The following is an 18,747-nucleotide window of genomic DNA, read 5'->3' as shown; positions in this document are numbered from 1 at the left end:
GGTCTGCATCGGGTTGAAGATGCGACCCGTAGCGAGATCAAGATCGACCGAGCCGATCTCAATCACCGCGTCCTCCTCCAGCCGATGACCGGCCGTCTCCGTGTCGATCACACGGACGATCGTGAGCGCGGCCTCGGGGAACAGATGCGGGGTGACGGGCGAAGGGGGGAAGAGCGGATCCATGCCGGATCAAGATCGTCCGGCGCGCCGCGCATCGCAAGCCCCATGCGGCAATCCGATCAGCTTCCCGAGACGGTGAGCACGGAGAAGAACGTGTCGTCGGCCGGCGACATGCCCAGCTCCGCTCCGCCGATCAGCACGATCTGCCCGCCGCTCAAGGTCGCGAGGCCGGAAACATTGCCGAAATTGACGTTTCCGGTGTTGAGCGGGGTCTTGAGGTCGTAATCGCGCTCCCCTTGCTCGGGCAGGAAGGAGCGTCCGAGATAGGCGGAAAAGCGGTCGTTCAGCGGCGCGAGATGAACCAGCATGCGCTCGCCCGTCAGCTTCTCGATCGTCACCGTGCCGTCCGCCGCCTTGCCGATTCGGCAGCGATGCGTGCCGACGGTCTTGGCCGCTTCGTCCATGAAGCCGAACCAGCGCAGGGTGCAGTCGGCCTCCCCGGTCTGCACGTCGACCGGCGCGGCCAGCGTCTGCTCGGCGCCCGGTTGTGCCACCGTCCCAGTGGCGTCGGTGTCGTTCAGCCGTCGCGCCACCTCGGCCGCCGCCTTGGTTCCCCCGTCGCCCTTGATTGGACCGATAGCGGCCAGCGTGCGCTGCACCCGCCCCGGCAGATCGATCAGCCCTTCGCGGTCCCCGTCGGACAGCATCGACAGGCTCGTCTCGCATTCTTCCGAGCAGCTGCCGCCAAAGGGGGCGGCGAGATCCTGCGTCTTGGGGACCGCCGGCAGGTCCACTTCCTCGGACGGGGGCGGCGCCTCGACCCCGTCCGCCGGGCTGTCGGCATCCGCCGCGATCGACAGTCCGCCCCAAACCGCGCCGAGGCCGCAGAATCCAAGCGTGCCGAGAGCCGCCAAAGCAAAGCGCGTGGACCGGGACATCATGGGCGGCACCTTCCGAATTCGACCGTCAAACCAGTCCAACGCGAATCCGCCGTTTCCGGGGCCATCCCTTCGACGATTCCCTTGCTGCGTTGCAGAGCAGCAACGATGGTTAATCCGGCGCGCTCGCACCGTGCCGAGGCGACGGCGGTCGGACCATACGCGCGACTCGGGCAAGCTGATCGAACATGGACGCATGACATCCCTTCGAAACGACAGCGCCCTCTTGCAGGTCCAGGTTTCCGGATCGGTCGGTTGAGTGCCGAAACGGCTTGGCAGGTCCCACTGCCTGCGCTAGCTCTATCTTACGTTTACGTCAAAGATAGGAGAGTGCCATGTCACTGCCGGAGATCCTTCAGGGCCGCCTTCGGCTGCCGGTCATCGCCGCGCCGCTCTTCATCATCTCGAACCCTGCCCTGACGATCGCGCAGTGCCGCTCGGGCATCGTCGGCGCCTTCCCCGCGCTCAACGCACGACCTGCGGAAAACCTGGCGAACTGGTTGGAGCAGATCCAGGCCGCCCTCGCCGAGCATGACGCGGCCCATCCGGACCAGCCCGCCGCGCCCTTCGCGGTCAACCAGATCGTTCATCGCTCCAATGCGCGGCTCGACGCCGACCTGCGCGTCTGCGTCGATCACAAGGTTCCCATCGTCATCACCTCGCTCGGCGCCGTCGAGGAGGTCAATCAAGTCGTTCACTCCTATGGCGGCGTGGTGCTGCACGACGTCATCAACGACCGCTTCGCCCACAAGGCGATCGAAAAGGGTGCCGACGGACTGATCGCCGTGGCGGCCGGCGCCGGCGGCCATGCCGGCACGCTCTCCCCCTTCGCCCTCGTGTCGGAAATTCGCCGCTGGTTCGGCGGACCGCTCTTCCTGTCCGGCGCCATCGCCACGGGCGCGGGCGTGCTCGCGGCCGAGGCCATGGGCGCGGATGGCGCCTATATCGGCTCCGCCTTCATCGCCACCGACGAGGCCAATGCCGCCGCCGCCTACAAGGACGCGGTGGTTGCCGGCCACGCGTCGGACATCGTCTACAGCAACCTCTTCACCGGCGTTCACGGCAATTATCTCAAGGCGTCGATCCAGGCCGCCGGTCTCGACCCCGACAACCTGCCCCAGTCCGATCCGTCGAAGATGGATTTCGGCGGCGAGAAAGCCGCCAAGGCCTGGAAGGATATCTGGGGCGCCGGCCAGGGCATCGGCGCGGTCGATTCGGTCCTCCCCGCCGCCGCTCTGATCGATCGCCTCGCTCGGGAATACGCTGAAGCTCGCACGAAACTGGGTGCCGCACCGCCCCAATCCCGCCACGTCTAGGCCACCCCAGCGCCGCTCCGCTTTCCGGCGAAAGCCGCGCATTTTTCCTGTTGCGCGGCCCCGGAGAATTGAGTAGTAACCCGCTCACGGCCGGCAGCCATCGCCGAGCCAAGCCGCTTTAGCTCAGTTGGTAGAGCACATCATTCGTAATGATGGGGTCAGGTGTTCGAGTCACCTAAGCGGCACCAATTCGAAATCCCCTCGGAAACAACGACTTATCGGACTTCCGAGGGGGCTTCACTTCCTTCCTCTCCTTGGCCTGGGTACGTATCGGGTACGTCCGTGCGGCCCGCTGCGCATGTCATCATGACTCGTCTCGACGCCGCCTGAGGCCCGTCCGACGTACCTGGATACGTGTCCGGCGTCCCCGATCTTAGGGTCTCGATAACCGCTTCAGCCAATCGCTGTTTTCGATTCGAGGCGAAACGGTTGCCGACACGTCCCCGCCACGGTAGATGTCGGGACGACCCCTAGCGAGGTGCACCGGACATGCCGTCCGGCGAGCCTCCCCTTCGGTCTCCCATTCTCACCATGAAAGACAAGTCCAAGGGCCGCTACGTGCCCAAGCGCTACGCCGACGCGTCGCGTCCTCCCGCAGAAATGTCGATGTGGGACCTGATGCTCGCGATCTACCCCTACGACAAGAAAGTTCTCGCGTCCGGCCTCGCCGGTCAGCGGTCCGTCCCGCTCGAGGGCCTCCTGCTCGGCTGCCCGCCCGCGCAGGGCAGCCTCCTCGTAGACTGGTCGTTGTTCGCCGGCGAGCTGGAGCAGGACTACGGCCCCTTGGTCGAGCCCGCGATCGCCGCCGGCCTGTTCGGCGACGTCGGCTCGTCGATGTCGGTCGTCAATCTTTCCGCCCTACAGCACGCCGTCGGCCGAGACGTGGTCGGTCCTCTCGACGATCGCGTAGACTACTGGCGTGCACTGCTCGGCGACGCATACTCGGCGCGTGAGCTGCGCGACCGGAACCGAGGTCGGAACCTCATTGTCTCCGCCGCACTCGACGGCTTGGTACGACATTGCCAGACCGGCCGTCGCAGTGACAAAGGCGTCTGGCGACCTGGGCTCGGCATGGAGATCTTCCTGACGTCGATCTGGTCCGCGCAGCACGACCTTGACGAGGCAAGCAAGGCGGCCGGTCTCGTCGTCGACTGGTCCGCGCACCACCGTGAGCGCGACCACAAAGCCGGCGTCGAGGTCGGCCTGCAGGCCGCGGACGACCGTGCTCACGATGCCGTCGAGGACGCGAGCGAGTGGCTGTCGGATCGCCGGTCGCCTATCGAGAAAGCGCAGGCCGAGCAGGCCGAAAAGCGGAAAGCGGAAGCCGAGGCGAAAGCCGGCGCGCAGCAGGTCGAGACGGCATTCGCCGTCTGGCGGCGCATGCGGGTGGTCGGTCAGGAGGTGCCGGAGGATATTCAGAGGAAGGCAGCCGACGACATCCTGACGGCGGCCGAGCGTTTGGAGGACCGGCACATTCCCGTCGACGTCGACGACCCGGCGGAGGCGTACCGCATCTGCAAGACCGAGTCCGACCGCCTGGACGCCGACATCGAGCAGTCGATCGAGGAGCAGGCGGCGAACCCCGACGCGGCCCGCGATGCCGCTCACGACGAAGCTCGGAAGAACCTCGCCCGCACGGCCGGCGCGAGCCTCGACGACCTGTCGACGGAGGAAATCCTCCGGCTCGCGGAGGAGGAGGAGCAGCGGCAGGAGGGCGTCCGCGGCTTCAAGGCGGGACCGAGCAAGGAGGACCTGAAAGGTCTCGAGACGGCCGACTTGCCGGCGCGCATCGCGGCCCTGGCACGGATCCTCGGCGGATCGACGCTCACGGACGAGGAAGCTCGGTTCGCCGTCGAAGTCGCGCTCGAGGACGACTACGTCCTCGGGTCCGTCGCGAGGGGTGAGATGGGTGCGGCAACGCAAAGGCAGATCCTCGATCGAGGCGGCGTCGAGCTGCTCGAGGCGCTCAACCGGCGCACGGTCGCGATCGAGCAGGCTGCCGAGGATGCGCGGGCGAAGGAGGCCCGGGCGGAGGCTATGCAGGCAAGACTGGACGCGAAGAAGGCGGCGGCCGCTCGGACGATGAAGGTCATGGGACCGGTCAAGTCGAAAGCCACCGGCATGGGCGACAACGATATGTCGAAGCTGTTTGACCTCGTCGCTGACACCCCCTTGCCCCTGCGGATCGTCGAGGATCTCATCGACCTCCGCGACGGCCTCGTCTCCGAATACCCGCACGCTGTCGGGGTCATCGACGAACTCCTCCGCGACGCCCGGGAAGGCGCCGTCTCGAGCCTCCGGCCGACGCTTCTCGTCGGGTCGCCGGGTTCGGGAAAGACGTCTCTCCTCCGCAACGTCGCGGGCGCCCTCAGCATGCCGGTCGTCGTCTATCCGTGTGCCTCGGTCTCGGACGGGTCGTTCGGCGGAACGCCGGCGCAGTGGTCCACCAAGAGGCCGAGCGTGCCTCTGGAGGCCGTTCGTCAGAATGAATGCGCGAACCCGTGCATCATCCTCGACGAGCTAGAGAAAACGGGCATGTCGGACCGCAACGGGTCCCTCGTGCACGCTCTCCTGCCGATGCTCGAGGTGCACACGGCGCGGTCGTATTTCGAGACGGGCTTGGAGCAGAACGTCGACCTCAGCGCGGTGGCGTTCGTCGCGACGGCGAACTCGCTCGACGGTGTGCCGGCTCCGTTGCTTGATCGCTTCCGCGTCGTTCGGATGCCTGACCCCGGTCCGGAGCATGTCGGCGACCTCGCCAAGCGGATTATCGAGGACCTGATCCTCGATCGCCGTCTCGACCGGCGGTGGACGCCTCCGCTCGCGCCGGACGAGGTCGACGTCGTCCGGAAGGCGTGGGGTGGCGGCTCGCTTAGGCGGCTGCGGCGGGCGGTGGAAGCCACCCTCGAAGCGCGGGAATCCGTGCTGCGCGGGAGGGCCATGTGATGGTCGTGGCCTTCCCCGCCGACGTCCGCGAGCGTCTCGCTCGAATCGAAGCCGTCGAGGGCGTCCCCGCCCTCGACTTGATCCACCAGGCCGTCGCCGTCTGGTCCCAGCTCGACGCCGGTGAGCGTCGCCGGCTCGGCCAAGTCGCGATCGGCATCGTCATGGAGCGCGCACGGAAAGGAGGCGCACGATGATCGACATACTGCCCCCGTCTCCCGACGACCTCGACGCCGGTGGTCGCGACCTGGTCGACGACTACGCGCTCGACCGAATCTACCTGTCGGACGTTCTCGCCGGCCTCCCGCACCTCCATGACGTCCACGGCGTCCGGCGGCGCATGCGCGAACGCGGCATGATCGGCGACGCGGCATCGTCGGCGCGCCTGATCGACGACCTGCGACGGCGGGTGGCGTCCGGCGAGATCGACGTCGCCGAGGCCGAGCGGCGTCTGACGCCTGCGGAGCGGGTCGCCGCCGCCCTGGCGGTCCTGGATCGCATCCCGCCGATCGGCAACTCGGACGCGGCCGAAGAGGAGGTCCTCGCAGACCTCCGCCGCATGCGCGAGGAGGACGAGGCCGCTCGGCTCGACCTCGTCTCTTCCGTCCGCGACGACCTCCTCGCCGGCCGGATCTCGAAGTCGGCGGCGATCGAGAGGGTCGGCCTTCGCGGCTGGTCGGAGATCTGCGCGTCGCTCGACGACGAGGCGCTGCGGCGCGTTTTAGGAGGTGACCTGTGAAGCTCTGGATCCGAAGCGACTTGCATTGCAGCCTGGCCGAGCTGGTCGCCTCCTTCGACGACGCACCGGCGCATGACGTCGCCGTCCTGGCAGGCGACATCGCGGCCGGCCTCCAAAGCCAGATCGAGGCGATCGATTCGGTCGCGTCGCGGCCCGTCATCCTCGTCGCCGGCAACCATGAGTTTTGGAACAGGAGCCTGCCGGCGGAGCTAATGGCCGCGCAGATCGCCGCCCGCCGGAGCCGCTGGGTGCGCTTCCTCGAAGCCGACGCGGCGGTGATCGGAGGCGTCCGCTTCCTAGGCGGCACGCTCTGGACCGACTTCGCGTTCTACGGCGCCGACGCCCGGTCGCTGAGCATGGCTCACGCCCAGGCAGGCAATGCCGACTTCAGTTCAATCTACAGCGAGCTGTCGTGGTCGCCGGGCACGCCGCGCCGCCTGTTCACGCCGGCCGATGCCCGCCAGCGGCACGTCGACATGCGAGACTGGCTCGACCAAGCCTTCGCGCAGCCGTTCGACGGCCCCACGGTCGTCGTCTCGCACCATGCGCCCTCGATCGGCAGCGTCGCCCCCGAATGGCGCGCCGACCCCGGCACGCCGGCGTATGCGTCCAGGCTCGAGCACCGGATCCGGAGGTGGGCGCCGGCGCTATGGGTGCACGGCCACGTTCACACGTCCCATGACTACCGGGTAGGCGATGAGGAGCCGGCGATCCGGGTGGTGTGCAACCCGGCCGGCTTCGGCGGTGAGAATCCCGACTACGACCCCGACCTAGTCGTCGAGGTCTGATGCCTCGCGTCGTCACCCTGGTGTCGGGGCCGTTCCCCCACTCCTTCGACTACTTCGACGCCTTCTTCGACGCCCTGGCGGATCCGGACGTCGTCGAGGTCCGCCAGGTCGAGAACGGCCACCTCCGCCGCATCCGCCGCCGGGACGCTTCGGCTCCCGGCGGTTGGATCGTCGAACGGCTCGACGAACCTGAGGAGGACCTATGAGCGCCGACCTCGAAACCTGGCTCGCCGGCGAGCGTCGTCGTCGGTGGGCTCTCGTCACCGACGACGACGGCACGATCGATGCGTTCGACGACCTGTCGCGCCGGTCGGAGCCGCACGTCGATGCCGCCGGCCGGCCGTTCCTGCCGCGGTGGAATCCGCACTCCGCGTTCACGCCGACGTCCTCGCCGGAGTACTACGCGCTGCCGGACGACCTCGCCACCGAGTGGCAGGCGTACGGGACGCGGTGGTCCATGTTCATGAACCGGAACCCGAGGGTCTGGCTCGCGTGGCTCCTCGGCCAGATATCGGAGACCCACGAGTCGGCGTCGTGGCCGTTCTCTTGGTCGCTCTCGATCCGCGACTGGGTCCTGTCCGGCTACGAGACGGAGAGGCCTTTCCACGACCGCGACGGGGTCGACTGCCCTGAGATGCGCGAGCACCTTACCCGGCTGGCTCAGATCGGGTGGGTCGTCTGGGACGAGGCGGACTACCGTTTCGAGTGGATCGACGCCGGCAACGAACAGGCAAGCCCCGAGTCGTAGAAAGACGTCCATGCCCCAAGAGATCACTGAAGACGACGTCGACCGGTCGCTCATACCCACCCGCACCCGGTGGCAGGTCGCCGACACGGTCGCCCCAGGCCTCGTCCTGCGCGCCGGTGCGACGCCGAGCTGGCACCTTCGCATTACGAAGAAGGGCATCCTCAAACTAGCGATCGGCGGCCCGCCCAGCATGAGCCTGGACGTCGCCCGGCGGATCGCACGCGAAGGCCTCGCCGACCACTTGTCGGGCAAGAAGGTCGACGCGGCGTGGGTCGCGAAGGCGCAGAAGAGGCATGACGTCCGCGAGGTAGTCGAGGCGGCGCCGCGCTATGTGGAGCCGCCTGGCCCGTGGCGGTGGGAAGACGCGGTCGAAGCCTGGCTGCATTACCTGACCGAAAAGGGCCGCAGCCCGGTGACGGTCGACAGCTACCGCAAGTGCCTCCTGTCGACCCTGTCCGGCATGCGCGGCCGCCTCGTCCGGGACGTCACCGCCGCCGAGGCGCAGGCCGCGCTCGACGAGGTGGCGGCGACGTACCCGGCCCTGGCGGCGCAGGTTCTCAAAGCCGTCCGCCCGTTCTCGCAGTGGATCTCGATCGGCTACCGGACGGAGAAGAGCGGCGTCCGCGAGCACCGGTACCGCCGCCTGACCTTGCCCGAGCCGGAGACGCGGCGGCCTCGAGGGTGGCAGCCCGTAAGCCTGTCCGCCGTCGCGAGGCTCGTGGCGATCGCCCGCTTGGGCGTCCTGTCGCCGCCCGTCTCGCGTGCCCTCGAGGTGATCGTGTGGACGGCGCTTCCGAGGTCGGCCGTGGTGCCGACGCGGCACGAGGACGTCGTCGATGGGGTCTGGACGGTGCGCGGTGACTTGTTGAAGCGCAAGCAGTCGATACGGTTGCCGCTGCACGACCGCCTGCGGGAGCTTCTCAGTGGCGGCGACGACGTGTGGGTCTTCGAGCAGCCGAGGCGGCCGCGCAAGGGATTGCCGAGCCACCTCCCGGTCGAAGGCCTGTCCAGGGCGACGTGGGAACTCCCTGACGTCCCGACCGCGTCCGAAGTCGGCCTCGCCATGCGGAGCTATCTACAGGAGAACGGCTCGGCTCCGACCGCCGTCCAGGACCTCACGGACTCCGGCGGCGACGACGAGAGGCGGGACGACGAGGGCGGTCAGCCGTTGTGGGTCCGGCGGGGGTGGCTGCTGCAGGACTGGCACGAGGCCGTGGAGCCCCTCGTCGCGGAGCAAGCGGCCGGCCTCGACGCCGATGCGATCAGGGCCGCTATGAGAGAGAAGCGGCCCTACAAGGGGTAGGCGGACGTCGCAAAGGCAAGTTTCGACCCCATCAAGACCTACAGTCACTGACTTGCAGTGCTCAATAGCGCACGTACGCACCGGACACCGATGTGGTTTAGACGGAAGCCTGATGGGCCCAAATCGACTTAGGGGCTAGCGCCATGACCCGGTTCAGAACGCGACGAGCTTGCGCTGGGCGGGGTCCCACAAGGCCAGCCCGACGCAGCGGAGGCTCTCGCTGATCGTCAGGCGCGACAGGGCCCCCAGCGCCGGCTCGGCGTCGAGGCACGCCTGCAGCCGGTAGTTGGGGATCCGGGGGTTCAGGTGGTGGATGTGGTGCAGCCCGATATTGCCGGTGAACCATTGCAGCACACGCGGCATCACGTAGTAGGAGCTGCCGCTGAGCGCCGCCTGCTGCTGTCTCCACTGCGCCGACTCCTCCCAATGCGTGTCCTCGAACTGGTGCTGCACGAAGAACAGCCAGCCCCCGACCCAGGACGCGAGGAACGCCGTCGGCAGCACCGCCAGCGCCACCACGCCCGCGCCGAGCGCGACGCTCAGCGACCCGTAGAGGAGAAGGAGCGCAAGGTTCAGCGCCATGATGCTGCGCCAGGCCTCGCGCGCGGGAAGCGCTTGTGCGAAGGGCGAGCGCTGGAACAGGACGAAGTAGAGCGGCGGTCCGATCAGGTGCAGGACCAGCGGATGGCGGTAGATCCGGTAGCGCCGTCGCGCGGCCGGCGTCAGCGCGGCGTATTCGTCGATCGTCAGCGTGTCGACGTCGCCGATCCCGCGCCGCCCGAGGTCGCCCGCCGTCGTGTGATGCACCGCATGCGACCGGCTCCAGTAGCCGAAGGGCGTCAGCGTGAAGACGCTGAGAAGGCGCCCGACCGCGCGGTTGGTCCGCTTGGACGTGAAGAACGAGTTGTGGCCGCAGTCGTGCTGCACCCCGAACAAGCGCACGAGAAGGCCGCCCGCGGGAAGAAACAGCGCCAGAAGCGCGTAGGCTCCCGAGGCCGCGCCGAACAGCATGAGCCCCGCCGCGCATAGAAACAGCGCGAAGGTCGTGCCGAACTGGAACCAGGCGGCGCGGTCGTCGGCATCGCGGTACCGGAGGCAGTGGCGCGACAGGCGACGGATCTCCGCGTCGTCGAGGCGGACAACCGGGCGCTGGAAGCTGCGCCCTGGCGCGACATGGGGGACTGACAATCGATGGATCCGAAGGCTGGACCCTGCAGGCGGTCGGGTCGACCCTCTCCTGGCATGGCACCAGCTTGGGCGCAATCAACGGGATCGGCATCTCCGTGAAAGCTCGTCGACGATCTGATCGAGCGGGCGGGCGGCCAGATCTTCGGCACAGCCGGCGACAGCATCCTCTCCGAGTTCACCAGCGTCGTGCACGACTTCGGTTGCGCGGTCGCGATCCAGCAAACGCTACAACGCGCCAACGCCGATTTGCCGGAAGACGAGCAGATGCACATGCGGATCGGCATCAACTTCGGCCACGTCATGGTGCAGGACGGCGACATCTTCGGCGACGGCGTCAGCATCGCCGCCCGCCTGGAAACGTCGGCCGAAAGCGGCGGTATCTGCGTAACCCGCGGTGTGCGAGATCATCTGCGCGATCGCGCCGACGCCGTCTTCGAGGATCTTGGGGAGCACAGCGTCAAGAACATTGCCCGCCCGGTACGAGTGTTCCGGGCACGGTTCGACATCAATGCCGAACCGATTGCCGTCACCGGCCCAGCTCCACTCGGGGGCCTCTGCACCGGCGCTGGAGGCAACGTTTGGCGCAACGCTCGCCCCGCCGGCTGCCAATGCCGTAGAAATCGCCTTCTGGGAGTCGTTGCAGGCGAACGACGACGTCGACGTATATCGCCTCTACCCCGACCTGGTCCGAGCCGCGTCGTTCGACGTCCACGCGAGCCTCACGCCGCACGGTCGATCGTATTTGTCGAACTTGGCGCCGAGGTGGCCGCTTTCATGCAGGTTTCGACCGCCTCCCGGAGCGACGTCGTGTAGTAGTCGGAGCCGATGACGGCCCGCATCTTCTCATCCTTCAAGACCTGATCCTCCGCCGGCCACAAGCCGACGAGAATCGCGGCGACCGGGAATCGTTTCTTCAGCCGGCCGATCAGGTAACGCAGGTGCGCGGGGTTGCCGCTGATCTCGAGGTAGCTGATGCAGACCAGCGCGACCCCGTCCGCATCCAGCGACGCAATGCCCTCGCGCGAGGCGGCCTCGTGCGGCACGACGCGGGCGCCGAGCCCGTGCTTGCCGAGCAGCTGCGCCAGGATCGTCGAGGCGGCCTCGTCGAGAGGTCCCCGGCCGGCTAGGCACAGGATCGGCGTGGCGACGCGCCAAGCCGGTGTCAATCCGCCGCCGGCGGTCACCTCGCCCGTCGGCGGTGCGCTCGACGCCACCGCCTTTTCGGCCTTCGAACTCCTGGTTGCCGCTTCCATCTTCTCGTCGTCCGCCGGCTCACTATCGTTGTAACCGTCGAGTTCCTGGACGAGGCTGCGGATGCTGCGCTTGATCCGCTCTAGCTTGTCGTCCGACAGGACGCCGCGCTGCGCGTCGTCGACGGCCAGCTGCAACCCTTTGAGCGCCACCTCGTCGTAGTAGGACGTCAGGGACCGCTGCGTCAGCAGCAGCTCGGCCTGTTCCTGCGCTTCGTCCGGATCGTCCGCCAGCATCCGCTGGTAGAAGTTCTCGACCGGCGTCAGCGCCGGTCGGTCGCCAAGCAAGACGTCAAGGAACTCCAAACGGTCGACGTAGCGACCGAGGATGACCAGGCAGAGCGTCAGCGGGGTCGACAGGATTAGGCCGATCGGCCCCCACAGCCAGGTCCAAAAGATCGCCGCGACCACGACGGCGACCGGCGACAGTCCGGTGGAATGCCCGTAGACCATTGGCTCGATGACCTGTCCCGCCAGCGTCTCGCACACGACGAAGAGGCCTGCCGTCCAGATCGCCATCGACCAGTTCGGATCGACTGCGGCGGCGAGCGCGATCGGCAGGGCCGCGGCGATGAAGGCACCGACATAAGGCACGAAGCGCAACAGCGCTCCCAGCACGCCCCAAAGAATCGGCGAGGGCACGCCGATCACCGCGAGCCCAACCGTGATCACCACGCCGAACCCAGCGTTGATCGCGAGCTGCGCCAGAAAGTAGCGGCTGAGCCGCCGGCCGGCGTCGTCGAGCGCGACCGTGGTGCGGTGAAGATCGCCCGAGCCGAACAAGCGGATCAGGCGGTCGCGTAGGTCGTCCTTCTGGAGAAGGATGAACACGGCGACGATGAAGATGATCAGCGTCGACTCCAGCGGCGCCAGAACTGGCTCTGCGATCCGTCGCACCAGGTCGAGCGGTCCGGTATCCGGCTCCTGAACCGAAACCGGCACAGGTTGCTTCGCGGTGGACGGCAGCCCGTCCCCCGTCGGGGTTGGCGCGGCGGCGGGAGCCGGCTGCATCTGCTGCCCGACCGTGTCGACCAGTGCGTTGAGGCGGCCGATGGTGGAGTCCTGCACGGTACGAACCTTCGCCTCGATTGTCGCGACGTAGCGCGGCATGTCGGACGTTAGTCCGGCCACCTGCAAGCCGATGACGCCGGCGAGCGCACCAAGCACTGCGATCCCGAGAAGGACGGCGAGAAGAACGGCGAGCACCGGCGGCAGCTTGATGCGCCGCAGCAACCCGACCAGCGGCGCCAGCAGGAACGACAGCAGCACCGCCAACGTGATCGGAATCAGCACCTCGCGAGCGATCGACAACGCAGCAACGACGACGACGCCGACCGCCAGCGAGAACAGCCCGTTGCCCGGCGCTCCGGATGCGGCGACCGCGGGAACCGACCGAGGTGCCGGCAAGTCATCAGGCATTTGGCACTCCATTATCAGTCGTAAGCGACAATTGAGCTTGCCGTGCCGGCTCACCGAGCGCCGCTGCGTAGGCGTCGTTGTAGAGAAGCCACTGGTTCGGCCCCTCAGTACAGCGCGGCGATGCCCTTGGCGTTCAGGACCAGCAACAGTGAGGACCGTAGCGACTGCGGCCAGGTCGCGTAAGCGCCGAGCAGCGTCGCCCACCAGTCCGTGTCCCGGACATGCTGTCCGATCCCACCGCCGCCGACCATCGGCGGGATGGTCGTCGGACCTCGTTCGATGATGGCGGCGGACGTCGTGTCGTCGACGACCCGGCTCACGCTCGTGAAGTCCGAACGGACGACGCGTCGGCCGTTCTCGCCGCCATGCGGCGCTGCTCCCTGTTCTCTTCCCTTTGCAGCAGACGCAAGGTGGCTCGCATCGCCTCGCGGGCGCTGGCGAAGCGTCCAGACGCCATGCGGGCACGAACGAAGGCGTCCTGCTCCGGCGTGAACGAAACGGTCAGCATCTTGGGTTGGCCCATGCCCCAACGTCTAGCGCGTTGGCACAGGCTAATACAGTCGACATATACGTTACCGCCCAACTGGCGGCCTCCGCAGTATCTGCGTACGAGCGGTCGGCGAGACCGGCCAGCCCCCCCACACCCAACGACTGCTGGAACTTCGCCAGATACTTGTAGACCACATGGCATCGCACGACCGTTACGGCGGAATGAACGGCAGGTGCTGCGAGAAGCCATTGTCCGCTTTTCCCTTAATCCGTCCGGAAGTGGACCGGAAGCTTTCCACCCGGTCGAGCTGATTAGCGCTGAGAAAGTGGATGCCTGGAAGCGGTCGGACGGCTATCGATCCTTTCGAGCCATACGGGAGGTATGCTCAACGGCGGCAGAGGGGACATTCGTCGCTGCGGGGCGAAGGCATCCGGAATGGCGGCACCCTAGTTTTGGATCTGCATCGCAATTTCGTTGAGGGCCCTGACGATGTCGTCCGGCGGATAAGGCTTCTCGAAGAACAGCCCGTTCTCGGGCATGTCGTCCTTTGTCGGCCTCACCCGTCCCGACGTCACCATGATCGTGACCGGCGGCCAGCGGTCGCGCACCGCGCGCGCCAGCTTCAGACCGTCCATCGTGCCGGGCATCTCGACGTCGGTGAACAGGACACGGATCTCGGAGTGACGCTCCAGCATACGGATCGCTTGATCTGCGTTCCGGGCCTCGTAGGTCGTAAAGCCCGCTTCCTCGCACAGGTCCACAGCCTCGGTCCGCACCAGCGCGTCGTCCTCGACCACGAGCACGGCGTATCGTCTAAAGTCGAGGGATTGCGCCATGCGTACCGACCGATGCTAGCGGGATGCCGACGGGGCGCCGCTGGCCGCACCTCGCAGTTTGAACCGTATACCGGCGGGATCGAAATCGATCCGACCCTCGCCGTCGAAGTAGGATGCCACGATCCGCTCGATCAATCTGGAGCCGAAGCCGCGATTGTCAGGGGGCACCACGGCGGGACCGCCAGCTTCGATCCAGTGGAACTCGAATGCGCCGTCAATCGGGCCCCAGGACATGACGACGCGACCCGCATCGTTGGAGAGCGCGCCGTACTTCGTCGCGTTGGTTGCCAGTTCGTGGACGGCGAGGCTGAGACCAAGCGCCTGCTGCGCGGTCAGTCCGTGGCGGGGGCCGGACCAGGACACCCCAACCCCCGCCGTCTGGTGCGGGGCGATCGCCGTTTCGACGACCTCACGAACATCGGCCTCGGTGAAGTGCGATCGGGTCAGGATGTCCTGAGCCCGCGCCAACGCGCTGAGACGATGGGAAATCGCCTTTCGCCCCTCCTCCATGGTCGTCGACTGACGCAGCGTCTGCGTAGCGATCGCCTGCACCATGGCGAGCGAGTTCTTCATGCGGTGGGCCAGCTCGTGGTTGAGGGTGCGTTGCCCCTCTTCGGCACGCAACCGGGCGATGGCGCTCTGCGTGCGGTCGCCGACTTGCCGGGCGAAGCGGACCTCCTCCTCCGTCCATTCGTGAGCCGTGGCGCGATGCGCGAAGACGACGAGCACGAACTGACCGTTCTCGACGATGGGTTGGTTCAGTAGCGCGCAGATGTTCAAGCCATTGAACGCCTCCGCCTCGTCCCGCGTCCGTGGGTCCTCCCGTACGTCCGGGATCGCGACCGTCTCACCTCGCGTCAGGTTCTCGATGAACGAGCCGAAGTCGCGGAACTGATGCATCCCAGCGATCGACGGAAGACCGGGAGCGCACCAGTCGCGGGCGATATCGACCGTCTCGGCTCGCTGGTTGACCGATCCAAAGCCGACACGGTCACTCGACAGACCCTCGAGAATGCAACGACCCGCTGCTTCCATGATGGCGTCGAGTTCCATCGTGTTGCGCAGGTCATCGCCCAAACGCAGGAGGGCACTCTGACGCTTCTCACGTTGCAGGCGATCGGTTACCTCGATGAAGATGACCGTAAACCGGTCGGCGCCGATCGATTGCGCCAACCCCTCGTACCAGCGCTCGCTGCTGCCGACCTGACGGGTAAAGCGCTTCGGTATGCCGGTCTCGACGACCTCGGCGAAGTCCGTAACCCAAGCCTCCTCGATACCCGGTAGAACCTCGCGGACGGTGCGCCCGACCGCCGTGCCTGGAGCAATGCCCACAAGGTGGTACCAAGCGGTGTTCACCTCCTCGTAGCGCCAGTCGACGACCTCACCGGCCTCGTCGCGCACGAGGTGCCCTAGAACGAAGCCTTCCTGCAGGCTCTCGAATAGATTGCGCCAGCGGCTTTCCGAGATGCGTACCGCCATCTCCTTGCCCACCGTGCGCGAGATCGACAGGAGACGGCGCATGTCGTCCTCTGTCCACGCACGGGGACTGCCGTCGATCGCGGCCAGCGCGCCGACGACCTCGCCGTCGGGCAGCGCCAGCGGCACGCCGAGATAGGCGACGACGCCGATGTCGCTGATCGCCATGTTGTCTTTCAGCATGGGGTCGAGGCGGGCGTCCTCGACGACGAGTGGCGCGGAGCGATCGACGACGTGCTGGCAGAAGGAATGGGTCATCGGCGTCTCGCCGCGCTCGGCCCATGGCGACGGCAGTCCGCTGTGCCCGGCGAACACCTGCCGGTCCTCGTCCACAAGCGTGATGATGGCCACCGGCACGTTCAGGACGTCGCGCACGTGGGTGGTCAGATGGCCGAACTGCTCCTCGCCGGAGCGATCGAGCAGCCCGCTCCGGCGGAGTGCCGCAACACGATCCGAACGGAGACGACGCTTTGTGGCATCGAGCATGGAGGCTGCTCGCAATCCTGATTGGGGACAACGGTTCACGGTTTTGACAACCGACCATGACGGCCCTAGCGCGTTTGAACGCACTAGTCATTAACGCAAGTGCGTCCAGGCACTTCGTGGGTTTGACCGCGGTCGCGCTACCGGAATAACCGGTTACTGGCTGCACAGAACGTGAACGCAACCAGAACGAAGTTCCTCCAGATCATGACTGCTTCTGCGAGGTTCCCGCCAAAAGCGGACGGTTCGTAAACCGCCCGAGATCGCCGATCAGTCCTAAGGAAGCGGAAGCTCGGAAGCGGTCCATCCGCTCTCGACCCTTCGAAGACATTGCGTGTGGCTTCGAGGCTAATCTGAATTGGACCTCATCAAACAGCCCTATCGAGGTACGCCCACACCCTGTCAATCGTCGCGATACGTGGGATAGTGCCGGAAGGGTGGTGATGCCTCGCAAGGCGTTGCGACCGGTCGCCCGGCTCGTCTACCAGGGGGAGCGGTCGCCGCACGCCGCACCGATGAACCGCATTCCAAGGATGATCCGTGACGCTGGAACAGCTGCGCATCTTCGTCGCGGTGGCCGAGCGCAGCCACGTGACCGAGGCGGCGCGGGCCCTGAACCTGACGCAGTCGGCCACGAGCTCGGCGCTGGCCGCTCTGGAGAGCCGTCACGGCGTCCGGCTCTTCGATCGCGTCGGACGCCGTATCGAGCTGACCGAAGCCGGTCGCTTGTTCCTGCCGCAGGCCCGCGCCGTGCTGGCACGGGCGGCTGAGGCGGCCAGCGCGCTCGACGACCTGACCGAGCTTCGGCGCGGCCATGTCGCGCTCGTGGCGAGCCAGACGGTCGCCAACCACTGGCTACCAGCCCGCATGCGGCACTTTCGGGAATGCTATCCCGGCATCGCCCTGACGTTGCGTATCGCCAACACGCGCCAGTCCGGCGAGGCGGTGGCGTCGGGCGAAGCCGATCTCGGCTTCGTCGAGGACGAACTCGACGATCCTCGCCTGCGCCTGCGGCGGGTTGCGGACGACCGGCTCGTGCTCGTCGCTGCCGCCCCGCATGACAGCATCCGGACGGACGGCCCGCCGAGCGGGGCGCTGGCCGCAGCGACCTGGATCCTGCGTGAGCCGGGTTCGGGCACGCGCCGCATCCTGGAGGAGGCACTGCGCCGGGCGGGTGTCGACCCGGCTGCCTTGCGCGTAGACCTGGAGCTGCCGTCGAACGAGGCCGTTCGCTCCGCGATCGAGGTGGGCGGCACGTTGGGATGTCTGCCGCTCGTGGTCGCGCAGCCGAGCCTAGATGCCGGGACGCTGCGCGAGATCGCCTTTCCGCTTCCTTCGCGCTCCTTCCATGCGGTCGAAATGAAGGAGCGCAGTCCCGGGCGGGCGGCAGCGGCGTTCCTTGCCGAACTGGTCGAGGACGAGACGAGCGCGAAGACGTCGGACGGACGCGTCATGGGCTCTTGAGACAGGGGGCGACGAAGAGGTCGCCGCGCCAAGCACCCCGGATGGTTCGCACCGCCACGATCAGCCAGACCACCGCGAGCAGAGCGACCAGCGCCGCGCCGAAGCCGTGGATCGCGGCGATAGGCAGGATCGTGCCGAGCTTCAGCGTCGCGACCGCATAGACCCCGATCGGGAAGGTGTAGCCCCACCAGCCGAGATTGAAGGGCAGGCCCTCGCGCAGGTAGCGAAGCGTGACCAGCGTGGCGATGGCGAGCCACCACAGGCCGTAGCCCCACAGAAGCAGGCCGCCGAGGAGGCCGATGCCCTCCAGCGTCGACCCGAAGCGCTCCAGCCCATTGGCGGCAAGGATCGCAGGCGCTGCCCCGCCCAGCGTCATCAGCCCGAGAGCGCCGGTGCCGATGGGGCCGAGCGCCAGCCAACTCGAGGCGGCCATGGACGCATGGGGCAGCTTGTGCACGGCAAGCCGCAGGAGGAGCACGACGAGGACGCTCATGGCGATCGGCACCGACAAGGCCCACAACACATAGGACAGCGCGAGAATGAGGAGTTGGCTCTGCCCGTCGGCCAGATGGGGCGCGAGCAGCCCGCCCGACACGGCGGCGACCTCGGCGGCCACCATCGGCAGCAGCCAGACCGCAGTCATCTGGTCGATCGAGTGGCTCTGCCGGGTGAACATCATGTAGGGGACGGCGATCCCGCAGGCCGCCGCCATCGCGACGTCGATCCACCAGAGCGTTTCCGCGATGCCGATCGCGCTCGAGCCGAAGCGCGGCAGCCCAAAGATGAGGAAGCCGTTGACGATGGTGGCGAGCCCCATCGGGATGCAGCCGAAGAACATCGACACGACGGAATGGCCGAAGATGCGCTTGGCACCATTGAAGAAGAATATCCAGCGGGCGGCGTAGAGCAAGGCGAACAGGACGAAGAGCGCCATGTTCAAGATCCACAGACCCTCTCCGATCGCATGGAGGAGCGGGACCACGGTCCCAAACTGCGCAAGCGCGATGGCCAGGATGCCCGTACCCATTGTGGCGGCGAACCAGTTCGGGGTGAACTGGCGCACCACCTCGCGGGGGCTGTCGAGGCGCGACAGCGGATGAAGGCCGAGCGAGATGGCGTGCATCTGTTCGAAGGTCATGGGCGGTAAACCTTTCCGGTTGCCCGGAAGGATGCACCCAAGCCGGCAGGCCATCCAACGCGAAGTCCCGGTCGAACCGATCGGGGCCGTCGATGGATCGGACGCAGA

At 67.1% G+C, this 18,747-nt stretch carries 18 protein-coding genes, 1 tRNA gene and 1 pseudogene; 11 read left to right on the top strand and 9 right to left on the bottom strand.

The genetic code is table 11. From position 1 onward, the window contains the following. Nucleotides 1-183 (bottom strand): annotated as a pseudogene (locus AUL32_RS05195) (exonuclease domain-containing protein); the annotation flags it as partial. A 56-nt stretch (nucleotides 184-239) separates the two neighbouring features. After that, a complete protein-coding gene (locus tag AUL32_RS05190) occupies nucleotides 240-1,061 on the bottom strand; it encodes a hypothetical protein (protein ID WP_062112330.1) in 822 nt (273 codons plus the stop codon). Nucleotides 1,062-1,393: 332 nt separating this feature from the next. Here AUL32_RS05190 and AUL32_RS05185 point away from each other — a divergent pair, with 332 nt between their 5' ends. From AUL32_RS05185 to AUL32_RS05145, 9 genes are all read left to right on the top strand, one after another. Next, entirely contained in the window at nucleotides 1,394-2,374 is a 981-nt protein-coding gene (locus tag AUL32_RS05185; protein ID WP_062112328.1) for an NAD(P)H-dependent flavin oxidoreductase, read from the top strand. Nucleotides 2,375-2,486: 112 nt separating this feature from the next. After that, nucleotides 2,487-2,562: transfer RNA gene (locus AUL32_RS05180), tRNA-Thr, on the top strand. A gap of 343 nt (nucleotides 2,563-2,905) precedes the next feature. Continuing rightward, nucleotides 2,906-5,320: an AAA family ATPase gene (locus tag AUL32_RS05175; protein ID WP_062112327.1), complete on the top strand. Its 2,415-nt coding sequence runs from the start codon at nucleotides 2,906-2,908 to the stop codon at nucleotides 5,318-5,320. Beyond that, complete coding sequence (locus AUL32_RS05170; RefSeq protein WP_062112326.1) at nucleotides 5,320-5,514, top strand: hypothetical protein; 195 nt, start codon at nucleotides 5,320-5,322, stop codon at nucleotides 5,512-5,514. The genes AUL32_RS05175 and AUL32_RS05170 overlap by 1 nt, the downstream gene beginning before the upstream one ends. Further along, complete coding sequence (locus AUL32_RS05165; RefSeq protein ID WP_062112323.1) at nucleotides 5,511-6,056, top strand: hypothetical protein; 546 nt, start codon at nucleotides 5,511-5,513, stop codon at nucleotides 6,054-6,056. Before AUL32_RS05170 ends, AUL32_RS05165 begins: the two co-directional genes overlap by 4 nt. Next, the gene (locus AUL32_RS05160; RefSeq protein WP_062112321.1) at nucleotides 6,053-6,844 is read left to right on the top strand and encodes a metallophosphoesterase; all 792 of its coding nucleotides are present in this window, start codon (nucleotides 6,053-6,055) and stop codon (nucleotides 6,842-6,844) included. The genes AUL32_RS05165 and AUL32_RS05160 overlap by 4 nt, the downstream gene beginning before the upstream one ends. Beyond that, nucleotides 6,844-7,050, top strand: coding sequence for a hypothetical protein (locus tag AUL32_RS05155; protein WP_062112319.1), 207 nt, complete (start codon nucleotides 6,844-6,846; stop codon nucleotides 7,048-7,050). Before AUL32_RS05160 ends, AUL32_RS05155 begins: the two co-directional genes overlap by 1 nt. Continuing rightward, complete coding sequence (locus tag AUL32_RS05150) at nucleotides 7,047-7,592, top strand: hypothetical protein (RefSeq protein ID WP_062112316.1); 546 nt, start codon at nucleotides 7,047-7,049, stop codon at nucleotides 7,590-7,592. The genes AUL32_RS05155 and AUL32_RS05150 overlap by 4 nt, the downstream gene beginning before the upstream one ends. A gap of 10 nt (nucleotides 7,593-7,602) precedes the next feature. After that, entirely contained in the window at nucleotides 7,603-8,895 is a 1,293-nt protein-coding gene (locus AUL32_RS05145) for an integrase family protein (protein ID WP_062112315.1), read from the top strand. Between the two features lie 153 nt (nucleotides 8,896-9,048). Here AUL32_RS05145 and AUL32_RS05140 read toward each other — a convergent pair whose 3' ends face one another. Continuing rightward, nucleotides 9,049-10,083 carry a fatty acid desaturase gene (locus tag AUL32_RS05140; protein ID WP_062112313.1) on the bottom strand — a complete coding sequence of 345 codons (1,035 nt, stop codon included), beginning with the start codon at nucleotides 10,081-10,083 and terminating at the stop codon, nucleotides 9,049-9,051. 264 nt (nucleotides 10,084-10,347) lie between these two features. Here AUL32_RS05140 and AUL32_RS24435 point away from each other — a divergent pair, with 264 nt between their 5' ends. Then, nucleotides 10,348-10,896: an adenylate/guanylate cyclase domain-containing protein gene (locus tag AUL32_RS24435; protein WP_374700923.1), complete on the top strand. Its 549-nt coding sequence runs from the start codon at nucleotides 10,348-10,350 to the stop codon at nucleotides 10,894-10,896. On the opposite strand, the gene AUL32_RS05130 is transcribed toward AUL32_RS24435, so the two are convergent. From AUL32_RS05130 to AUL32_RS05110, 5 genes are all read right to left on the bottom strand, one after another. Beyond that, nucleotides 10,803-12,752: an AI-2E family transporter gene (locus AUL32_RS05130; RefSeq protein ID WP_062112309.1), complete on the bottom strand. Its 1,950-nt coding sequence runs from the start codon at nucleotides 12,750-12,752 to the stop codon at nucleotides 10,803-10,805. The genes AUL32_RS24435 and AUL32_RS05130 overlap by 94 nt on opposite strands. A 104-nt stretch (nucleotides 12,753-12,856) precedes the next feature. Continuing rightward, nucleotides 12,857-13,072, bottom strand: coding sequence for a hypothetical protein (locus AUL32_RS05125; protein WP_062112306.1), 216 nt, complete (start codon nucleotides 13,070-13,072; stop codon nucleotides 12,857-12,859). Beyond that, nucleotides 13,069-13,260, bottom strand: a complete 192-nt coding sequence (locus AUL32_RS05120) for a ribbon-helix-helix domain-containing protein (protein WP_244497665.1) — start codon at nucleotides 13,258-13,260, stop codon at nucleotides 13,069-13,071. Before AUL32_RS05120 ends, AUL32_RS05125 begins: the two co-directional genes overlap by 4 nt. Nucleotides 13,261-13,688: 428 nt before the next feature. Continuing rightward, nucleotides 13,689-14,078 carry a response regulator gene (locus AUL32_RS05115; protein WP_062112303.1) on the bottom strand — a complete coding sequence of 130 codons (390 nt, stop codon included), beginning with the start codon at nucleotides 14,076-14,078 and terminating at the stop codon, nucleotides 13,689-13,691. A 15-nt stretch (nucleotides 14,079-14,093) separates the two neighbouring features. Continuing rightward, nucleotides 14,094-16,040 (bottom strand): HWE histidine kinase domain-containing protein, encoded by a 1,947-nt coding sequence (locus tag AUL32_RS05110; protein WP_062112301.1) that lies wholly within the window; start codon nucleotides 16,038-16,040, stop codon nucleotides 14,094-14,096. Nucleotides 16,041-16,577: 537 nt separating this feature from the next. Here AUL32_RS05110 and AUL32_RS05105 point away from each other — a divergent pair. Continuing rightward, the gene (locus AUL32_RS05105) at nucleotides 16,578-17,501 is read left to right on the top strand and encodes a LysR family transcriptional regulator (RefSeq protein WP_062112299.1); all 924 of its coding nucleotides are present in this window, start codon (nucleotides 16,578-16,580) and stop codon (nucleotides 17,499-17,501) included. Here the strand turns inward: AUL32_RS05105 and AUL32_RS05100 are convergent. Next, complete coding sequence (locus tag AUL32_RS05100; RefSeq protein ID WP_062112297.1) at nucleotides 17,488-18,639, bottom strand: TDT family transporter; 1,152 nt, start codon at nucleotides 18,637-18,639, stop codon at nucleotides 17,488-17,490. The genes AUL32_RS05105 and AUL32_RS05100 overlap by 14 nt on opposite strands. Nucleotides 18,640-18,747 lie beyond the last annotated feature (108 nt).

It is taken from the genome of Aureimonas sp. AU40, from assembly GCF_001463785.1.
In the GTDB taxonomy this organism is placed as follows: Bacteria; Pseudomonadota; Alphaproteobacteria; order Rhizobiales; family Rhizobiaceae; genus Aureimonas.
The sequence above is the reverse complement of the archived record's forward strand: the minus strand, read 5'-3'. Positions and strand labels throughout refer to the sequence as shown.

What these genes read in the sequence shown, in the direction of transcription:
- AUL32_RS05115 (WP_062112303.1), bottom strand. Translation starts at nt 14,078, where the DNA reads ATGGCGCAATCCCTCGACTTTAGACGATACGCCGTGCTCGTGGTCGAG.
- AUL32_RS05190 (WP_062112330.1), bottom strand. Translation starts at nt 1,061, where the DNA reads ATGATGTCCCGGTCCACGCGCTTTGCTTTGGCGGCTCTCGGCACGCTT.
- AUL32_RS05145 (WP_062112315.1), top strand. Translation starts at nt 7,603, where the DNA reads ATGCCCCAAGAGATCACTGAAGACGACGTCGACCGGTCGCTCATACCC.
- AUL32_RS24435 (WP_374700923.1), top strand. Translation starts at nt 10,348, where the DNA reads ATGCACATGCGGATCGGCATCAACTTCGGCCACGTCATGGTGCAGGAC.
- AUL32_RS05100 (WP_062112297.1), bottom strand. Translation starts at nt 18,639, where the DNA reads ATGACCTTCGAACAGATGCACGCCATCTCGCTCGGCCTTCATCCGCTG.
- AUL32_RS05165 (WP_062112323.1), top strand. Translation starts at nt 5,511, where the DNA reads ATGATCGACATACTGCCCCCGTCTCCCGACGACCTCGACGCCGGTGGT.
- AUL32_RS05120 (WP_244497665.1), bottom strand. Translation starts at nt 13,260, where the DNA reads ATGCTGACCGTTTCGTTCACGCCGGAGCAGGACGCCTTCGTTCGTGCC.
- AUL32_RS05170 (WP_062112326.1), top strand. Translation starts at nt 5,320, where the DNA reads ATGGTCGTGGCCTTCCCCGCCGACGTCCGCGAGCGTCTCGCTCGAATC.
- AUL32_RS05130 (WP_062112309.1), bottom strand. Translation starts at nt 12,752, where the DNA reads ATGCCTGATGACTTGCCGGCACCTCGGTCGGTTCCCGCGGTCGCCGCA.
- AUL32_RS05185 (WP_062112328.1), top strand. Translation starts at nt 1,394, where the DNA reads ATGTCACTGCCGGAGATCCTTCAGGGCCGCCTTCGGCTGCCGGTCATC.
- AUL32_RS05175 (WP_062112327.1), top strand. Translation starts at nt 2,906, where the DNA reads ATGAAAGACAAGTCCAAGGGCCGCTACGTGCCCAAGCGCTACGCCGAC.
- AUL32_RS05110 (WP_062112301.1), bottom strand. Translation starts at nt 16,040, where the DNA reads ATGCTCGATGCCACAAAGCGTCGTCTCCGTTCGGATCGTGTTGCGGCA.
- AUL32_RS05150 (WP_062112316.1), top strand. Translation starts at nt 7,047, where the DNA reads ATGAGCGCCGACCTCGAAACCTGGCTCGCCGGCGAGCGTCGTCGTCGG.
- AUL32_RS05155 (WP_062112319.1), top strand. Translation starts at nt 6,844, where the DNA reads ATGCCTCGCGTCGTCACCCTGGTGTCGGGGCCGTTCCCCCACTCCTTC.